At 35.9% G+C, this 19052-nt stretch carries 21 protein-coding genes; 11 read left to right on the plus strand and 10 right to left on the minus strand.

All coding sequences use genetic code 11. From position 1 onward, the window contains the following. Positions 1 to 7: 7 nt before the first annotated feature. Complete coding sequence (locus C1631_RS17045) at positions 8 to 358, plus strand: DUF1801 domain-containing protein (RefSeq protein ID WP_103247417.1); 351 nt, start codon at positions 8 to 10, stop codon at positions 356 to 358. A gap of 148 nt (positions 359 to 506) precedes the next feature. Here C1631_RS17045 and C1631_RS17050 read toward each other — a convergent pair whose 3' ends face one another. The 5 genes from C1631_RS17050 to rsfS form a co-directional block, all read right to left on the minus strand. Beyond that, positions 507 to 1160, minus strand: a complete 654-nt coding sequence (locus tag C1631_RS17050; RefSeq protein ID WP_103247416.1) for a phosphatidylserine decarboxylase family protein — start codon at positions 1158 to 1160, stop codon at positions 507 to 509. Positions 1161 to 1164: 4 nt separating this feature from the next. After that, the gene (locus C1631_RS17055) at positions 1165 to 2037 is read right to left on the minus strand and encodes a phosphatidate cytidylyltransferase (protein WP_109713522.1); all 873 of its coding nucleotides are present in this window, start codon (positions 2035 to 2037) and stop codon (positions 1165 to 1167) included. Positions 2038 to 2060: 23 nt separating this feature from the next. Next, positions 2061 to 2642 (minus strand): LUD domain-containing protein, encoded by a 582-nt coding sequence (locus tag C1631_RS17060; RefSeq protein ID WP_185144677.1) that lies wholly within the window; start codon positions 2640 to 2642, stop codon positions 2061 to 2063. Positions 2643 to 2778: 136 nt separating this feature from the next. Further along, positions 2779 to 4800 (minus strand): ATP-dependent zinc metalloprotease FtsH, encoded by a 2022-nt coding sequence (gene ftsH, locus C1631_RS17065; RefSeq protein WP_109713524.1) that lies wholly within the window; start codon positions 4798 to 4800, stop codon positions 2779 to 2781. A gap of 22 nt (positions 4801 to 4822) precedes the next feature. Then, positions 4823 to 5185 (minus strand): ribosome silencing factor, encoded by a 363-nt coding sequence (rsfS, locus tag C1631_RS17070; protein WP_103247966.1) that lies wholly within the window; start codon positions 5183 to 5185, stop codon positions 4823 to 4825. A gap of 87 nt (positions 5186 to 5272) precedes the next feature. Between rsfS and C1631_RS17075 the strand changes: the two genes are divergently transcribed. Then, positions 5273 to 5989: a biotin--[acetyl-CoA-carboxylase] ligase gene (locus tag C1631_RS17075; RefSeq protein WP_109713526.1), complete on the plus strand. Its 717-nt coding sequence runs from the start codon at positions 5273 to 5275 to the stop codon at positions 5987 to 5989. Positions 5990 to 5991: 2 nt separating this feature from the next. On the opposite strand, the gene C1631_RS17080 is transcribed toward C1631_RS17075, so the two are convergent. The 4 genes from C1631_RS17080 to C1631_RS17095 form a co-directional block, all read right to left on the minus strand. Beyond that, positions 5992 to 7101 carry an LptF/LptG family permease gene (locus C1631_RS17080; protein ID WP_103247982.1) on the minus strand — a complete coding sequence of 370 codons (1110 nt, stop codon included), beginning with the start codon at positions 7099 to 7101 and terminating at the stop codon, positions 5992 to 5994. 10 nt (positions 7102 to 7111) lie between these two features. Further along, positions 7112 to 8242, minus strand: a complete 1131-nt coding sequence (gene tgt, locus C1631_RS17085; protein WP_109713528.1) for a tRNA guanosine(34) transglycosylase Tgt — start codon at positions 8240 to 8242, stop codon at positions 7112 to 7114. Between the two features lie 58 nt (positions 8243 to 8300). Further along, positions 8301 to 8669, minus strand: a complete 369-nt coding sequence (locus C1631_RS17090; RefSeq protein WP_103247971.1) for a DUF4296 domain-containing protein — start codon at positions 8667 to 8669, stop codon at positions 8301 to 8303. A gap of 65 nt (positions 8670 to 8734) precedes the next feature. Continuing rightward, a complete protein-coding gene (locus tag C1631_RS17095; protein ID WP_109713530.1) occupies positions 8735 to 9451 on the minus strand; it encodes a polyprenol monophosphomannose synthase in 717 nt (238 codons plus the stop codon). 243 nt (positions 9452 to 9694) lie between these two features. Here C1631_RS17095 and C1631_RS17100 point away from each other — a divergent pair, with 243 nt between their 5' ends. The 5 genes from C1631_RS17100 (at position 9695) to C1631_RS17120 (ending at position 14952) form a co-directional block, all read left to right on the plus strand. After that, on the plus strand, positions 9695 to 10363 hold the full coding sequence (locus C1631_RS17100; RefSeq protein WP_109713532.1) for a DUF4271 domain-containing protein: 669 nt from the start codon (positions 9695 to 9697) through the stop codon (positions 10361 to 10363). 12 nt (positions 10364 to 10375) lie between these two features. Continuing rightward, positions 10376 to 11116, plus strand: a complete 741-nt coding sequence (locus C1631_RS17105; RefSeq protein ID WP_034721908.1) for a uroporphyrinogen-III synthase — start codon at positions 10376 to 10378, stop codon at positions 11114 to 11116. Positions 11117 to 11275: 159 nt separating this feature from the next. After that, the gene (locus C1631_RS17110; protein WP_103247580.1) at positions 11276 to 12415 is read left to right on the plus strand and encodes a T9SS type A sorting domain-containing protein; all 1140 of its coding nucleotides are present in this window, start codon (positions 11276 to 11278) and stop codon (positions 12413 to 12415) included. Positions 12416 to 12553: 138 nt separating this feature from the next. Then, a complete protein-coding gene (locus C1631_RS17115; protein ID WP_109713534.1) occupies positions 12554 to 14599 on the plus strand; it encodes a S9 family peptidase in 2046 nt (681 codons plus the stop codon). An 11-nt stretch (positions 14600 to 14610) separates the two neighbouring features. Beyond that, a complete protein-coding gene (locus tag C1631_RS17120) occupies positions 14611 to 14952 on the plus strand; it encodes a hypothetical protein (RefSeq protein WP_228441362.1) in 342 nt (113 codons plus the stop codon). Between the two features lie 75 nt (positions 14953 to 15027). Here C1631_RS17120 and C1631_RS17125 read toward each other — a convergent pair whose 3' ends face one another. After that, on the minus strand, positions 15028 to 15516 hold the full coding sequence (locus C1631_RS17125) for an SRPBCC family protein (RefSeq protein WP_109713536.1): 489 nt from the start codon (positions 15514 to 15516) through the stop codon (positions 15028 to 15030). 200 nt (positions 15517 to 15716) lie between these two features. Here C1631_RS17125 and C1631_RS17130 point away from each other — a divergent pair, with 200 nt between their 5' ends. From C1631_RS17130 to C1631_RS24145, 4 genes are all read left to right on the plus strand, one after another. After that, complete coding sequence (locus C1631_RS17130; protein ID WP_103247577.1) at positions 15717 to 17261, plus strand: sensor histidine kinase; 1545 nt, start codon at positions 15717 to 15719, stop codon at positions 17259 to 17261. Between the two features lie 150 nt (positions 17262 to 17411). Then, positions 17412 to 18098: a response regulator transcription factor gene (locus C1631_RS17135; RefSeq protein WP_002982671.1), complete on the plus strand. Its 687-nt coding sequence runs from the start codon at positions 17412 to 17414 to the stop codon at positions 18096 to 18098. 77 nt (positions 18099 to 18175) lie between these two features. After that, positions 18176 to 18805, plus strand: a complete 630-nt coding sequence (locus C1631_RS17140) for a hypothetical protein (RefSeq protein WP_228441300.1) — start codon at positions 18176 to 18178, stop codon at positions 18803 to 18805. A gap of 89 nt (positions 18806 to 18894) precedes the next feature. Next, positions 18895 to 19050: a hypothetical protein gene (locus tag C1631_RS24145; protein ID WP_165828323.1), complete on the plus strand. Its 156-nt coding sequence runs from the start codon at positions 18895 to 18897 to the stop codon at positions 19048 to 19050. Positions 19051 to 19052 lie beyond the last annotated feature (2 nt).

A 19052-nucleotide genomic window follows, 5' to 3' on the forward strand; every position in this document is an offset into this window, starting at 1 on the left:
GCCAAATATGAATCCTATACAAGAGTATTTCTACAGAATCGAAGAGCCTGAAAGAAGTACTCTTCTTTTTTTACGTGAGAAGATCCTGGCGTCTGATCCAGAAAACATTACAGAAACTTTCAGTTTCGGACTTCCTTTTATCAAGTACAAAAAGAAAATGCTGTGTTATTTCTACTACAGCAAAAAATACAAGAAACATTATATCAGCTTTTATCATGGTGACAAACTGGATTATCCTGAATTGACCCAGGATGGCAGAAAGAAGTTTAAAATCCTCTTAATTGATGTTGAAGAAGATATACCTGCAGAGTTTATTATGAGCTTGCTGGATGAGATAAAACAGTATATAAAGGCTTAAGCCTAGTTTTGGGGTCTTTGTATCTACTATACAATTAAAACCGGATATAGTTCCGGTTTTTAAAAACTATTACATTGCTATTCACTTGTATCAAAATAAAAAGACCATCCTTATCAGAATGGTCTTTTTTTATAATGTTTGATAACCCTTAGTTTTTCAATTTGGCAATAACATCCAGGCCACCTTTTGTGATATCTCCGATCTTACAGATAATCTCAGTATCCAAAGGCAGGAACACATCCATTCTTGATCCGAATTTAATAAATCCGAACTCATGCCCGGCTTTTGCTTTATCGCCTTCATTACAGTAGAAAACAATCCTTCTTGCCACATATCCTGCAATCTGTCTGAACACCACTTTGTGATTCGTTAAAGTTTCTACCGCTACAGTTGTTCTTTCATTTTCTGTAGAAGACTTTTCATGCCATGCTACCAGGTATTTTCCAGGGTGATACTTTTTGTAGATCACTTTTCCGGTAACCGGATATCTACAAATATGCACATTCAATGGAGACATAAAAATAGAAACCTGAATTGCCTTCCCCTGAAGAAACTCATTTTCATCTACCTCCTTGATCATTACGACTTTTCCGTCAACTGGTGCTATTACGTTTTCTTTGTGATCAAGAATACTACGATCAGGCACCCTGAAAAACCAGAATACAAGACAGTAAATAACCAACAAAGGCATGATGATCACTAGTGACCATATTTTAAGGAAGTAAATAGCTAAAGCTCCCAATATTAAAAAAAGGATCGTTGCTACGGTAATTGTTCCTTTTGATTCTCTATGCAATTTCATGAGACTATATAAATTTTTCTAAAATAAAGTACAAATATACGACAGGAACACAGATTATGAAACTATCCAGCCTATCTAAAATGCCACCATGCCCCGGAATGATGTTTCCACTGTCTTTTACCCCAAAATTTCTCTTCAGCTGGCTCTCCACCAGATCCCCTAACGGGGCAAAGGCAGCCACTAAAAACCCTACTACCATCCAGTTTCCTCTGAGCTCGGGTTGGTAATGTTCAATAAAATAAGATAAAACCAATGTCAACACTACACCTCCTGCATATCCCTCCCATGTTTTCTTAGGAGAAATTTTGGGTGCCATTTTATGTTTTCCAAAGAATTTTCCTACCAGATAAGCAAACGTATCGCTACTCCAGATCAGAATAAAAAGGAAAAGAACTTCCAGAGAGAAGGTATCATTATAACTTGAGAACCTTGGCAGCCCTAAAGCAAAGCTGAACGGTAGAGCTACATAAATAACCGTAAAAATAAGTTTCCCGCTGTCGAAATATAATTCGTTAGGATATTTAAATAAAGTAACTACAGCAATCCCAATTAACGCCAAAGCGAGAATTTCACTCAATCGGAAATCAAAAAAGAAATCGTGATGAAAATATCTTTTGGAAAAAATATAGAAGATAAAAATAACCAATGGAAAAACAACCCATTTTTCATATCCTTTTCCAAACTTCATGATTTTGATACATTCCCAGGTTCCTACGACCAGCAACAAGCTCATTAATCCATGATATAGATATTGCTGTTGGATAAGGCCAGGGAAAATAGTATTGATCAACTGTGCTCCCAATGGAGTAGTACAAAGAATGATAACGGCTACATATACCAGACCTGAAATGGTTCTTTGAATAAGGTTTTTGTCCAAAATTTAAAATTTAGAAGTGGTGCTTAATCTTCAAGCAGTAATAAAAACAATTTGGTATTGGAATTTGAAGAACTGTCCATCTTTGATTGGCTTCCACTGATGGAAGTAAGGTTCTTGATATTTCCGTTCCTTTTTATTTTCCCCATGGCATCATTCAGGTTGTTTACAATCTGTGAAACATTGGCGATGATAATAATTCTATCGGGTAGCCTTGAAGAATGATAATGAAGAATATTATTATGAGAAAGCATAATCCTTCCATCATATGCGATCAGGTATTCACAGGTAATGAATGCCGCATCATTAGACGGTTGCAATTCTGAGGTATAGGGAGACTTCACAACATTTAAAAAGTTCTGAAGTTCTTTATCCCAACAGAAAAGATCTCTTATACCTTCTATTTTGATAATTTGATTTAAAGTTTGTAGAGCCTCCGCTTCATCTGCACAATAATTAAAAAATCCCCCCGAATGCGTAAATAATTGCGCAAACTTATAGTCGAGATCCGCATTTTTGAGCGAATCCCCAAGCTTCTCCAGGCTCTGTTTGTCCTCTTCCTCAGGCTGGTTGGTAAGTTTGCTTACAATCCTCTTGAATAAATTCAACTTAATCTATTTTTAGTCAACTTTATACAAAAATAGAAAATAAATTACAATAGATTCCAAAAATGTCTCTTTAAATATGAAAAAACCTGACAATTTTAAAGTTGTCAGGTTTAATTTATCCTATTTCAGAGGTTTTTTAAAGTTGTGTGGGGCTTTCAGGAGCCTGTATTTCGCTTTCCTCTGCTTTTTCTTTAATTTGAGGTGTTTCCAATATCTCCTGTTGTTCTTTCTCAGGAATGGTGTTGGTAACCGGTTTCTCTGTCAATTCAGGATCCCATGCTCTTTTACCAAAGATTTCTTCTAAGTCTTCACGGAAGATCACTTCTTTTTCTAAAAGCTTATTGGCCAAAGCATCAAGCTTCCCTTTATTTTCTTCAAGAATTCTAACTGCTCTCTCGTATTGATTTTCAATGATTGATTTAATCTCTACATCAATTTTAGTAGCCGTTTCTTCAGAATAAGGTTTTCCAAAAGAATATTCAGATTGACCTGAACTATCATAGTAAGAAATATTTCCAATATTCGGGCTCAATCCGTAAATCGTAACCATCGCCTGAGCTCTCTTCGTTACCGTTTCCAAATCAGAAAGGGCTCCTGTTGAGATATTATTGAAAATAACCTGCTCTGCTGCTCTTCCTCCTAAAGTTGCACACATTTCATCCAACATTTGCTCAGTAGTGGTAAGTTGTCTTTCCTCAGGAAGATACCACGCTGCCCCTAATGAACGTCCTCTTGGAACAATTGTTACTTTTAAAAGTGGAGAGGCATGTTCTACCAGCCAGGAAATCGTAGCGTGTCCTGCCTCATGGTAAGCCACTCTTTTTTTCTCAGATGGCTTAATGGCCATATTTTTCTTTTCAAGTCCTCCGATGATTCTGTCAACAGCATCAAGGAAATCCTGTTTTGTAACAGAAGTATGATTATATCTTGCGGCGATCAATGCTGCTTCATTACAAACGTTAGCAATATCTGCCCCACTGAATCCGGGAGTTTGTTTTGCCAAGAAATCTCTATCAACATTGTCATCCAGTTTGATTTTCTTCAAATGAACATCAAAGATCTGTCTTCTTTCATGCAATTCCGGAAGGTCTACATAGATCGAACGGTCAAAACGTCCGGCTCTCATCAATGCTTTATCAAGGATATCTGCCCTGTTGGTTGCAGCCATCACAATGACATTAACATCAGTTCCAAAACCATCCATTTCAGTAAGAAGTTGGTTAAGGGTATTTTCTCTTTCGTCGTTACCCCCTGAGAAATTATTTTTTCCCCTGGCACGTCCGATAGCATCAATCTCATCAATAAAAATAATTGCCGGAGATTTTGCTTTTGCCTGTGCAAAAAGGTCTCTTACTCTGGAAGCACCTACTCCCACGAACATTTCTACGAAATCAGAACCTGAAAGTGAAAAGAACGGAACTTTAGCTTCCCCAGCAACCGCTTTGGCCAATAAGGTTTTACCAGTTCCCGGAGGACCTACCAGAAGGACACCTTTCGGAATTTTACCTCCTAATTTGGTATATTTTTCAGAATTTTTCAAGAAATCAACAACTTCCTGTACTTCTTCTTTAGCACCCTCCAAACCTGCAACATCTTTGAATGTTACCTGAATTCTCTCTTTTTCATCAAAAAGCTTTGCTTTAGATTTCCCGATGGAGAAGATTTGTCCGCCAGGACCTCCTCCTCCCCCCATCTTTCTGAAAAGAAGGAAGTAGAATAATCCCAGAATAGCAATCCAGATTAATGCAGACACCAGAATATCCATGAACGGGTTTTTACCTGCTCCGTAGTCTTTTGTCGTTGTAATCGCCGGATTGGTTCCCTTGATTTGTTCAAATTTTTGAAGGAAAAGCTGCAGGTCTCCATATTTTACAGAAAAATCTGCTTTAGGAGCCATTTCGAATGCAGAAAGAGGATTATTTTGATTGGCAGATTTATTTACCATCGCCGTCTTTGCTGCCTTTGTAAGGAAAACATCAGCTTTCTCAGTGTCTTTATATATAATTATATTCTGGACTTTCCCCGCCTGCATTTCTCTAAAGAAACCATCTTCATCAATAGATTTTGCACTATCACCTCCTAAGAAATTGGAGCCAAAAAATAGCAAAAGAGCTATGATTGCAATAGGAAAGAACCAGTTGAATCCTTTGTTATTCATTTATACTTTTTAAAATTTATAATTAATTTTCAATTTTGGTAATGACTGCGTCACCCCAAAGCTCTTCTATATCGTAGTACTCACGTACCTCTTTCTGGAAAATATGAACTACCACTGAAACGTAATCTACCAGTACCCACATTGAGTTTTCTGTACCTTCTACGTGCCAAGGTCTGTCTTTAAGATCATTTCTTACTTTTTTTTCTACACTTCCTGCGAGTGCAGATACTTGTGTATTTGAGTTTCCGCTACATATTACGAACGTCTCTGCTACTGAATTTTCAATCTTTGAAAGATCGAAGATCATAATATCTTCACCTTTTACATCTTGAAGTGCTTCAACGATTTTATCTATTAGTGCTTGTTTTTCTGCTGTTTTATTCATTAAAAAAATACTATAATCTGCAAATTTATTGTTTTTTCTTTACTTTAACCTTACTTTTACCCTCTTAATGTCTTAAAGTTTTCTTAAATGAGCCAACTGTTCTACCTAAAAGAGTGTTCTTCTACTAATGACGAAATATCAAAGTTTTTACTTTATGAAAATTCAGATTTTATAGGATTGCATACTTTTAATCAGACAAAAGGTCGTGGTCAATATGGAAATGTGTGGACTCAGACTGCCGAAAAAAATCTGGCGTATACGCTGGCAGTGAATACTCAAAACATCCTGTGCTCCGACTTTATATTCAATTATTATACCGCAATTATTATCAGAGATTTCCTTGCCAATTTGGCTGATTATGATGTAAAAATTAAATGGCCGAATGATATCATCCTTAAAGGTAAAAAAATCGTTGGAATTTTAATAGAAAAGAAAAAAATTAATCAAAATAATTATTTCATTATAGGAGCAGGCATCAATATCCTTCAGGACAAATTTGACACCATATCGAGTGCAGGCTCACTCCTGACCCAGACAGGAAAAGAATTTGACCTTAAAGAGCTTACCTTTCAGCTTCATGAATTTTTGTGTGAAAAATTAAAAAACATTCCATCCGAAGAAGAAATTGTGGACAGCTTCAATAAGAATTTATTCCGTAAGGATGAGATTTCTGTATTTGAAATTGAAAAAGCACGACAAAATGGCATTATCCGAAATGCAGATAAAAACGGTGAGATCTGGATTGAACTGGAAAATGACGGGATACGCTCTTTTTATCACAAAGAAGTAAAGCTCCTTTACTGATCTTACTGATTGGCTCTTTTAAGATAAAGATAAAGAGTAAGCGGCAGGAATACCAGGTTAGGGAGCCACATGGCTAAAGCAGGTGGCAAACTTTTATTTTCTGAAACTACTTTTAAGGCTTCAAATGAGAACACGAAAAGAAAGGCTAATGAAATTCCTATTGCAAGGTTAATCCCCAATCCTCCTCTTTTCTTCTGAGAAGATAAGGAAAGCGCCAGAAAGGTAAGAATGATAATAGAGACAGGCATCGATGTTCTTTGATGGAGCTCGTTCAGATAAGAATTCAGGTTACTGTTTCCCCTGGCCTTTTCTCTTTCGATAAATTTTAAAAGTTCCGGAGTTGTTTTATTTTGTCCCAGAAGTTCATTAGGGAAAAGCTCTTCCGGAGAATGGCTATAATTTTTTCTCAACTCAACACCATTACCCAACTTCTCAGAGTTGTCCTTATTGATGGTCTTTTCGTAGTAATTATTTAAAACAAACTGTTTTTTGGCACTATCCCAATATACTTCACTTGCTTTTAGTTCGTATACCATTCTACGGTCTTTATCAAACTTCTGATACACAAAGCTTGATCCCCTTCTTTCTCTTTTATTCCACGAATCGACAAAAATATACTCCGTCTTACTGAGCTGTGAAGAAGCCGGTGCTGTACCTAAAATCCTTTCTTTATTGGCTGCATTATAGGTATAAGCTTCCAGTTCATTTTTTTTAATATTAGCCCACGGAAGAATCATGTGATACACCAAAAGAGCCATACAAGCAATCAAAATTGAAGTATAGAGATAAGGTTTTGCAAACCGGTGAAAGCTTGCACCACTACTGATAATGGCAACAATTTCTGTATTGTTGGCCATTCTGGAGGTGAAATAAATTACGGTAATAAACACCAAAATAGACAAGAATGTTACCACCAGGTTTACGATCCAGAAAGGATAAAAATGAATAAGGAAGTACGTCAGGTCAAGTTTCGGATCAATCGCCTTGGCATTCTCTATCCTTGGAATCTTCTGCTGAACATCAATTACAAGTACTACTATAGACAATAGCACCAGCATGAAACTAAAGGTTCCAAGGTATTTTTTGATGATATACTTGTCTACAATTTTGATCATAAGTTTTTTATAGTCTTTGTCTAAGAACCGGAACTACAGAATTTTTCCATTCATAAAAATCTCCCGCTATGATATGCTCTCTCGCTACTTTCACCAAATCAAGGTAGAATGCAAGATTATGGATAGAAGCTATTTGCTTTGCCAGATATTCTTTAGACACAAACAAGTGACGAAGATACGCTTTTGAATATTCCTGATCTACAAAGCTGGCACCAAATTCGTCTAAAGGAGAGAAATCTTGTTTCCATTTCTCATTTTTAAGGTTCATTACCCCCTTCCATGTGAAAAGCATAGCATTTCTCGCGTTTCTTGTCGGCATAACGCAATCCATCATATCAATTCCAAGGCCGATGGATTCCAGAATATTCCATGGTGTCCCAACACCCATTAGATATCTTGGTTTTTCTTTTGGAAGAATATCTGTTACTTCATCCGTGATTCTGTACATTTCCTCTTCCGGCTCTCCTACAGAAAGCCCTCCGATTGCATTTCCTTCAGCTCCCGCTTCAGAAATTACTTCAGCAGAAATTTTTCTTAAATCTGAGTAGGTTGATCCCTGAACAATCGGGAAAAGTCTTTGCTTATGACCGTATAGTTCAGGATTATCATTGGTCCATTCAATACATCTTTTTAACCAACGGTGTGTAAGCTCCATAGATGATTTTGCCTGGTTATATTCACAAGGATAAGGCGTACATTCGTCAAAAGCCATGAAAATATCAGCTCCGATCTGTCTTTGGATTTCCATGGATCTTTCCGGAGAAAACATATGATAGCTTCCGTCAATATGAGACTTGAACCTTGCTCCTTCTTCTGTCATTTTTCTGTTACTCGCCAACGAGAACACCTGAAAGCCTCCGGAATCTGTAAGAATAGGAAGATCCCAGTTCATAAATTTATGTAACCCACCTGCAGCCTGCATAGTCTCCATACCGGGACGAAGATAAAGATGGTAAGTATTACCCAGGATAATCTGAGCTTTTATGTCTTCTTTTAATTCTCTCTGATGGACTGTTTTCACACTTGCCACAGTTCCCACAGGCATAAAAATAGGCGTTTGAATTTTTCCGTGATCTGTGGTAATTTCCCCTGCTCTTGCTTTCCCTTCAGAGGTTTTTTCTATATTAAAAAATTTCATTCTAAGTACTTTTTTGTTCTCCGCTTCCGTGGTTAACTTTTTTATCCGGGAATCATCATTACCTTACTAAAGGCTGCATGCTTCCGTTCTGATTCATTTTATCCTTTATATATTGTTCGGCTTTCGGATCTTTTTTCATCAGAATTTCCTGTGCATCACTGGTGATCCCCTCCATTTTTTCTTTAATAGTATAGTATTTAAAGCTTTCAACAAAATCTTCCGATTTTACATGATGAGATTTCAGAATGAATCTTGTCCCTGCTTCCAGATTTTTATTCTGATACATGAAAGTAGCCTGTTCATTGAGCATAAGATCTGCAATCACTTCAGCCATAACTTTCTCATCGATCAGATTTTTAGGCTTATCGATAAAATCTTTGCATGAAAACAGACTCAGCAAAACAAAAATAAAGGTCAGCTTTTTCATCAGTTTACTTTTATATTTTTTAATGATCACTTGAAGCTTGGCTCCATCGTTTCAGGCTTTGTATTTTATAGTTTGTTGATGATTGATTTCCATTTTAAGTTTAAAACACCAAAAACAGCTTCGTGGATAATTCCTCCATTCATCTTACTTTCCCCCAGAATCCTGTTGGTAAATATAATAGGAACTTCTACAATTTTGAAATTCTTTTTATATGCCCTGAACTTCATTTCTATCTGAAATCCATATCCTTTCAATTTTACAGTATCCAGCCCTATTTCTTCCAGAACTCTTCTGGAGAAGCAAACAAATCCTGCCGTTGTATCGTAGATAGGAAGTCCCAGAACAAACCGTACATATTTTGAAGCAAAATAAGAAAGCAAAACTCTTCCCATTGGCCAATTGACCACATTCACTCCTTTAGAATACCTTGAGCCAATCGCCATGTCTGCATTCAGGCAAGCTTCGAAAAGCTTAGGCAAATCATTTGGGTTGTGTGAAAAATCAGCATCCATTTCAAAAATGTAATCATATTTATTTTCGATCGCCCACTTAAAACCATGGATATATGCCTTCCCCAAACCATCTTTCACATGTCTTATCGACAAATGCAGATAATGTGGATACTTCTTTTGTAATTCCTTTACAATCTCTGCTGTTCCATCCGGAGAAGAGTCATCCACTACCAGAATATGAAAGTCATCTTCCAATGCGAAAACCGCGGAAATAATATTTTTAATATTTTCCTTTTCGTTGTAAGTCGGGATGATGACGAGTTTTTTCATTTCAGTTTGCAAAGATAGTTTATTTAACCTTTTTATTTTATACAAAATAATCTATAATTTTGCAAAAATCTTTTTCAAAGATCATGCGATTGAAACATAGACTTTTATTAATAAATCTGAGTTCCGTCCAAAATCTGAAAGGGAATAGGTTTTAGCATTAATTTTCATGGATCAAGCAATAAAGAAATCTATGCCAAATTTGTGTTATTTAATGTTAAATAAGAAACAATAAAAAATTAAATTTTGCCATCGTCACAAAACTTCGTTAATCATATAAGAATACCTGAAAATAATGATTGGGTCATTTTTATACTTGTAGGCTGTATATTTTTATATGTTTTCATGATGAATATTGTAGAAAGAGATGCCAGTCTTAAAGATTTTTTGCTTCAAAAATATTTTGACGCAAGTAACAACCTGCCCAGCTGGATCATCACTTCCTGTGTGACGACACTTACTTTATCCGTTTTAATTTCGCAGTATATTCCTATTGTTCCGAAATATATTGCAGATCTTCAACTTTTTGGACACCAATTGAATAAATTTGGATATACTTTACTCGCTATCCTATTTTTTTATATCATAAAATCAGCTTTAGGTTTTTTATTTTATCAAAGTATTGGAGATGGAAAAAAATGGTCGATATTTTATTTCACCTGTACTAAATTCTATTTTATCCTGTCATTTTTGTTAATAATTTTGTGTGTATCCCATTATTACTTCCCTATTGACAGAAATAAAATGTTTTTATATTACGTCTTCTTCTTTTCTTTTGTATTCGTTTTCAAAGTATTTTTCTATTTATTTCACAAGAACAAGATTCTTCCGGAGAAATGGTATTATAAATTTTTGTATATTTGCACCCTCCAAATCGCACCATTATTACTGCTTTGGAAGTTGTTATTTTTTTAATAAAAGTCAATGATGAGAATAAAGTCCATATTGGTTTCTCAACCAGCGCCTAGTGAGTCTTCTCCATATTTGGATATAGCGAAGAAGGAAAAAATAAAGATTGATTTCCGTCCATTTATCCACGTTGAAGGAGTTGACAATAAAGAACTTAGAACACAAAAAATAGATCTAACGCAATATACAGGTATTATCTTTACCAGTAAAAATGCGATTGACCATTATTTCAGGCTTGCAGAAGAACTGCGCTTTGCTGTTCCGGATACGATGCGATACATCTGTCAGTCGGAAGCAATTGCCAACTATCTTCAGAAGCACATTGTGTACAGAAAAAGAAAAATCAGCTTCGGAGAGAAAAATTTCTCTGACCTGTTACCTCTTTTCAAAAAATTCCCGACTGAAAAGTATTTGTTGCCATCTTCTGATGTTTTAAGCCCGGATATTGTAAAAACTTTAGATTCTGCTAATGTAGAGTGGACAAGAGCCATCATGTACCGTACGGTATGTAGTGACCTTACAGACATCAACATTAAAGATTATGATATGTTGATCTTCTTCAGCCCTCAAGGAATCAAATCTTTACAACAAAACTTCCCGGATTTCAAACAGGATGAAACAAAAATCGGAGTTTTTGGAAATACGACTTTAGCTGCTGCAGAGGAAGCCGGATTAAAGGTAGATTTAATGGCTCCAACTAAGGAGACTCCTTCCATGACAATGGCTCTGGAAAAGTATATTAAAGCGCTTCACAAATAGGCATTCAATACAAATACATACAACCATCTTTTTTTAGGAAAAGATGGTTTTTTTATATAAAAAAGTTTAAACTATTCTTTAAATAGTAAAAATCAACACATTATAATATTATTTTTTCACATTTAGTAGATTTTTATTACATTTAGTAAAACTTTCAATATGAAAAAATTACTATTCTCTTTATTCTTATTCACAATTGTATTTGTACATGCACAAAATGACGATTGTACAGGAGCCATCTCCCTAACTGTTGGAACTGATTTCACATCGGGAGCAATCACAGCAAACAATACCGGAGCGACCACCGACGGCTCTGCGCCTTCATGTAATTCAGACGCAGTAGAAAATGTATGGTTTAAAGTTGTGGTACCCCAAAGTGGAAATCTGAAGATTGAAACCAATGAAGCTTCAGGTTCTACCTTTGACGACACGGTACTTAATGTTTATAGCGGAACATGTGGAGCTTTAAATGAAATCGACTGTGATGATGATGGAGGCTCGGGGTATTTCTCATCAATTTCTTTAACCGGACAAACTCCGGGATCTACTTTGTATATTAATGTATGGAAATACAGTGACACTACAGATAGCGGAGAGTTTCAGATTTCAGCTTATGACCCTATCCCGCCAGCCAATGACAATTGCTCTGGAGCAATACCTTTAACTCCTGGAACTGATTTCGCATCAGGAGCAACTACTGTCACTAATGTGGGAGCAACTACAGACGGCTCTTTACCTCCATGTAATTCAGATGCCGTAGAAAATGTGTGGTTTACAGTAACAGTGCCACAAAGCGGAAATCTAAAGATAGAAACCCAGCAGGTTTCAGGTTCTGATTTTGACGACAGTGTATTGAGCGTTTATAGTGGTACATGTGGATCCTTAACAGAAGTTGGTTGTGATGAGGATAGTGGTGACGGATATTTCTCAATACTTACTTTAACCGGGCAAACTCCGGGATCTACTTTATATATCAATGTTTGGAAATACAGTTCTTCCACAGATAACGGAGAGTTCCAGATTTCAGCCTATGATGATACTCTGCTATCCACTCAGGAAGTCGCTGACAACAAAAAGAAAATCACTGCATCTCCGAACCCTTTTAGTGATCAGCTTACCATCTCTGACATATCCGGTGTACAATCAATTTCGATTACAGATACTTCAGGAAAATTGGTGAAAACGATTGAAAAACCAACCTCTTCTTTATACCTGAAAGATTTAAAAGAAGGTTTATATTTCGTTACTTTAAAAATGAAAGACGGCAGTATCAAAACAATTAAAACAATAAAAAAATAACCTTATTATCCAATATTAGTGAAAAGGCTATCAAAAGTTTGATAGCCTTTCTTATATTTGAACAAGAATTAACATTGAAACAAAACGTCTGCATACAGCACTTCATAAATGTCAGACGCAACATATTAAAATATTCGGATGAAAGCTCCACAGGCAAAAAAAATAGAAAAAATACTAGAAACTCACGGCGACAGAAGAACAGATAATTACTTCTGGCTTAATGAAAGGGAAAACCCCGAGGTCATCAAATATCTTGAAGAAGAGAATGCTTATGAAGAATTCGTCATGAAAGATACAGAACAACTTCAGGAAGAGCTTTTTGAAGAAATGAAAGCCCGTTATAAAAAAGATGACGAGTCCCTTCCTTATTTCTTCAACGAATACTGGTATATTGTACGGTACGAAGAAGGTAAGGAATATCCTATTTTCTGCAGAAAATTTAGCAGCCTGGATAATCAGGAAGAAATAGTGCTTGATGTTAATATTTTAGCAGAAGGTGAAAACTATTTTGAAGTAGGGAGCGTAGCGGTAAGTCCTAGTAATGAGCTGGCTTCTTTCTCTGCCGATAATGTAGGAAGAAGAATTTATACTTTAAATTTTAAAAACTTAAAAACCGGAGAAATTCTTCCCGATGTTATCCCCAACACAACAGGAAAAGCCGTTTGGGCTAATGATAACAAGCATGTTTTTTATATCAGAAAAGATAAAAGTCTTCGGGCATTTCAGGTGTACCGACATAAACTGGGAACAGACGCTTCAGAAGATGTTCTTATCTTTCATGAAGAGGATGAAACTTTTGATGTCAATGTTTTTAAAACAAAATCATTGCAATATATATTCATTGCAAGTTCCAGTACAATTTCTGATGAACATCGTTTTATTCCTTCTGATAATGTTTTTGCAGAATGGACTGTCATTCAGCCAAGAATTGATGACCTTGAATATTCTGTAGAGCATTATGAAGATGAATTCTACATTATTACCAATGCTGACGACGCCATTAATTTTAAAATTGTAAAAACAAAGATCAACAACTGCGGTATGGCAAATTGGGTGGATGTTATCCCCCACCGTGCTGAAGTTTTATTAGAAGGTTTTGAGATTTTTAAAGATTATCTTGTGCTGGAGGAAAGAGAAAGAGGTTTACTACAGATCAAAATAATTGATGAGAAAACTCAGGAGTCTTATTATTTACCTTTCTCAGATCCTACTTACACAGCTTATATTGGGATCAACCTTGAGTTTGACACTGAAGTCCTGCGTTACGGATACACTTCATTAACTCAACCCAGCTCTACATATGAATATAATATGAAAGAAAAAACCACAATACTTCTAAAGCAACAGGAAGTTTTGGGCGGAAAATTCTTTCCGGAAAATTATATTTCTGAGAGAATCTGGGCAGATTCAAGAGACGGAAAAACCAAAGTCCCGATTTCTCTTGTTTACCATAAAGACACGAAGAAATCTGCAGACACACCTCTTCTTCTCTATGGATATGGAAGTTACGGGCACACCGTAGATGCCAGTTTCTCCAATGTAAGACTATCAATCCTGGATCGTGGCTTTATTTACGCAATTGCCCACATCCGTGGTGGAGAATATCTGGGAAGAGAGTGGTACGAGGATGGGAAGATGTTATTCAAGAAAAATACGTTCTTTGATTTTATTGATGCCGGGAAGTATTTGATAAAGGAGAATTACACTTCATCAAAACATCTATATGCAATGGGTGGAAGCGCAGGAGGCCTTCTGGTGGGTGCTGTTGTTAATTATGAACCACAGCTCTTCAACGGAATTGTCGCACAGGTTCCTTTTGTAGATGTGGTAAGCACTATGCTTGATGATACCATCCCCTTAACAACAGGAGAATATGATGAATGGGGAAATCCTAATGATAAAGAGTATTACTATTATATGAAAGATTACTCTCCTTATGATAATGTAGAAGCCAAAGATTATCCTCATATGTTGATTACAACGGGACTTCATGATTCGCAGGTACAATATTGGGAGCCGGCAAAATGGACAGCCAAACTAAGAGAATTAAAGACAGATAATAATATTTTAATTTTCAAAACAGACATGAGCTCTGGGCACGGCGGTGCAAGCGGAAGATTTGAATCGCTGAAAGAAGATGCATTAGAATATGCATTTTTGTTGAAAATAAATGATAATGGATAAAAGATTAAATGATGATCAACGAAGCTGAATACTGGAAAAAAATAGAACAATTCTTCGAAGACAATTTTCAAACAGAGAAGAATCCGCCTATTGAAACACTATTGTTTCTGATAGGACTACAGGAACTGGGTAGCGGGCAACAGAAATATACAAAAGAGGATAAAGTAAACCTTATTCATATTGCGGTATGTAGATTACTTGAACCCTTTGGATATTATAAATTTACCCATTATGAGGATGGGTGGCCACAGTTTGAGACTCTGGAAGAGCTCCCGGAATTAAAACCTAATGAGCAGACCCTGCTTATGAAAAAGGCGATTATTCAATATTTTCAGGAAGAGGAATTATTATAAAAATAAAAGCTTGGAAAAATATCCAAGCTTTTTTATATTTTCACATATAAAGGCAATTTTAGAATTTGTTTTTCTTTATTTCAGAATCTCTTCAAGCTGGTTCAGACCTATTGTAAACCCTTCTTCAAAGCCCATATCAAACATTTTTTTCATGACCTCCTGAGAAGGGTAATGAATATTGATTGTTATTTTCGTTCCTTCTTCTACTCCCGTGAATCCAATCAACCATTGTGATTGTGGTGCGTCATCGCTCACATTTCCGTGTTCATCACAAAAAGCACTTGCCCATTCTATACTTCTGTGTTCCATAATTTCTCCATATCTGGATCGGGAATATCCTGCTTTTTCTCCATTTGGCCCTATCATGGTATACAACCAAACTCCCTCTTTTTCAAAATTCTGTTGTATCGTCTCACATCTCCATGGTTTTGGTCCCCACCACTGGTCCAACAATTCGGATTGGGTAAAATAATTCCACACTTTTGAAACATCGGCATTGTAAATTTTCATTACATAAGCGCTGCCCGAATCAAAATCTTTATTGAAAATGATATTAGTTTCCATAAATAATTATTTTTAATAAAGGTAATGCTTTATTTGCTGACGGGACTTTTCATATGACAACTTCCCAATAATTCATAAATAATTGTTAAAAAACACTCTTTTAAGAAAAAAAATACAATTTTTTGGCTCGTTTTTTGTTTACGTAGTCTTAAAACAATTAATTTTAACATTCATTTTTCCAATATATATATAATTACATAATGAATAATAAATTCATCCCAATAATTTCGGTGTTTATGACGATCTCGCTGATTGTCTTTGTTACGCTCCAATTTTATTGGCTGAAAGGCTATTACGGTGCTTTGGATCAGGATTTTCAGAATAAGGTTTATTCTGTATTAGAAAGCACTTCAAAAAGTATTGAAGAAATCGAAGCCGACAAATATTTAAATCAGGATTACAAAGACTTCAGAAAAAATATTATTGCCAATAGCAAAGAACCTTCTCTTACAACAATTCAGCAAGTAGAGGATTCAGGAACTCAAAGACAAATAATCTACTCTAAAAATATTATATCAAAAACACAGCTTCCCATTTCTCAGAAGGGAGATTCTGTAAAATTAACCACTTTATACACTGACGAAGCTGCTTATAAAATAAAAAGAGACACTACCAACCGTGAACTTCTTACGGCAGATATCAATCAGGATATTGATAACGGAGTCTACTCCATGAAGGAATTTGTCAAGGTATACGGAAACAATCTTCCCATCACTAAGAGAGTAGATCCTGCAATCCTTGATTCTGTGATTACCAAAGAGTTGAAAATAAGAGGAATCACTGCAAAATTCGGATACGGAGTTCTTGACAAAAACAGTAAACTGACGAGCATTGTCAATAAGACATATAAAGAGAAAAAAGACAACAATACCTACATCTACCCTCTTTTTACAGACAAAAAGAACACTTTATACAGCCTCGCCTTAGTCTTTCCCAAGAAAGAATATTCTCTCGCAATGAATAACTGGCCGATGCTTTTGGGAACCTTCCTTTCTCTACTTACCATACTTGGGATTTATATCATTTCCATCAATTATATGATGAAGCAAAAAAAGCTTGCAGAAGTAAAAACAGACTTTATCAACAATATGTCTCATGAATTCAAGACCCCCTTAGCTACCATTTCCGTGGCAACGGATTCTTTAGCCAACGATAAAATTGCAACAAATCCCGATAAAGTAAAATATTATTCAGAACTCATCAAACAGGAGAATTTAAGGATGAAAAAACAAGTGGAAAATGTCCTTAATATGTCTAAACTTGAAAGAAATGAGGTGGAATTATTTTTAAAGGAAACCAACGTAAGAGAACTCATTAAAAGAACTACAGAATCTTTCAACCTGATTGTACAACAGAGAAATGGTTCACTAACCCAACAATTTAATGCGACTCATTATAACTTTAAAATAGACGAATTTCATATCTCCAATATGCTGGTTAATCTTCTGGACAATGCCAATAAGTATTCACCGGAAGCTCCTGAAATTCATGTAGAAACCAGAAATGAGGGACATTGGTATGTGATTGAGATTTCTGATAAAGGGATGGGGATGGAGACCCAGAATAAAACTAAAATTTTCGAGAAATTCTTTAGGGAAGAGACCGGAAATATTCATAATGTAAAAGGACAAGGTTTAGGCCTTTCTTATGTTAAAAAAATTGTAGAACTGCATAAAGGACAGATTATCGTAGACTCCCATAAAGGGAACGGAAGTACATTTACAATAAAACTGCCAATGAGCTGAAAATATAAATGATAAGTAATATTTGATATAAAAACTGGACATCAATTATCAAGTATTATTCATCAATTATAAAATAAGAACCCAATAACAAAATATAGGAAGATAGAGTGAAGAAGTTCATTCTTAATTATTAATTTAATTATTAAAATTATGAGCAACAGAATATTATTAGTAGAGGACGATCAGAGCTTCGGGGCGGTGCTTAAAGATTATTTAACGATCAATAATTTTGAAGTTACCCTTGCTACAGACGGAGAACAAGGACTTAAAGAATTTACAGAAAATGAATTCGACATCTGTATATTCGATGTGATGATGCCTAAAAAAGACGGATTTTCATTAGCTGAGGATGTGAAAAAGATTGATAAAAATACGCCTATCATTTTCCTTACTGCCAGAAATATGAGAGAGGATATCTTAAAAGGATATCAATTGGGAGCTGATGATTATATTACAAAACCTTTTGACACTGAACTTCTTTTGTATAAAATCAAAGCTATTCTGCAAAGAAGCTCTACATTGGAAAATGAAGAACAGGAACAATTCAAAATCAGTAATATTTTCTTCGACTCTATGCTGAGACAGCTTAAAGTAGGTGATAAAGAATACAAACTTTCTCCGAAAGAGAACGAATTATTGAAACTTCTGTGTATTCACAGAAATGATTTCATGCCAAGAGATCTGGCTTTAAGAAAGATCTGGAAAAAAGAAAATTATTTTACGGCAAGAAGTATGGACGTTTATATTGCCAAGCTTCGTAAATTATTAAAAGACGACGAAGGATTGGAAATCATCAACGTTCATGGCGAAGGATTCAGGCTTTTGGTGAAAAATTAAACCCAAAACAGAATTATAAATATAAAATTAGCAAAACAATTGAAATGTTTTGCTAATTTTGTTTTATACCCATGAATATGAAGAATACACTTTTAGGTTTGGTCGCCATATCATTATTGGTGACCTCTTGTAAAAAAGATGAAAAGGCGACTTATATAAAAGAAGAAGCAGGCGTTCAGCAGCCCAATGTAGCCATGAATACAACCTCTAAAACAGCATTGATGGATCAGGCGGGAATTCAGTCTAATCCCAATCCGACTCCTGTAGCAGCAGCTCCTGGTATGAACCCTCCGCATGGGCAACCAGGTCATCGATGTGATATCCCTGTAGGACAACCTCTAAGTAACCAACCTGCCGCTGCGCAAAACATTACGGTGGGAGGAGGTAATAATGTCATTCAGATTGATCCCAATATAACATCACCCGGTCAATTAGCCGTCGATAACAATAGGAAGCAAGGCAAAACTGCTGCTGGAATGAATCCTCCACACGGACAACCCGGACATCGATGTGATATTCCGGTAGGACAGCCCCTAAACAGCAAACCCGCTCCGGCACCACAACCAGCTCAAAATACAGTACAGGTAACCCCTACACCAGCTCCTGCAGAAACAAACCTTGCAATGGGAGAAAAACCAAAAATAAATCCGGCTCACGGAGAGCCATGGCATAGTTGCTCCATAAAAGTTGGTGATCCTTTACCATAAATTTTGTACTTTTGCAGATATGAAGCTGTTTCACATACTGACGATAGTTTTTTGTTTAGGAATTTTCTTAGTTCCTAAAGACAGCTTCTATGCACAATCTATGCAGAAAACCTGCTGTAAAGAAGAGTCCAAAAAAAGTGATTGTTGCAAAAACCATTCTTCAAAAGATCATCAGGAAGATCAAAAGAAATCATCCTGCAATGATGACTGCTGCTCATCATGTATTGCTTGTTTTACTTTTATAGAA

Source organism: Chryseobacterium phosphatilyticum (assembly GCF_002899825.2).
Lineage (GTDB): Bacteria > Bacteroidota > Bacteroidia > Flavobacteriales > Weeksellaceae > Chryseobacterium > Chryseobacterium phosphatilyticum.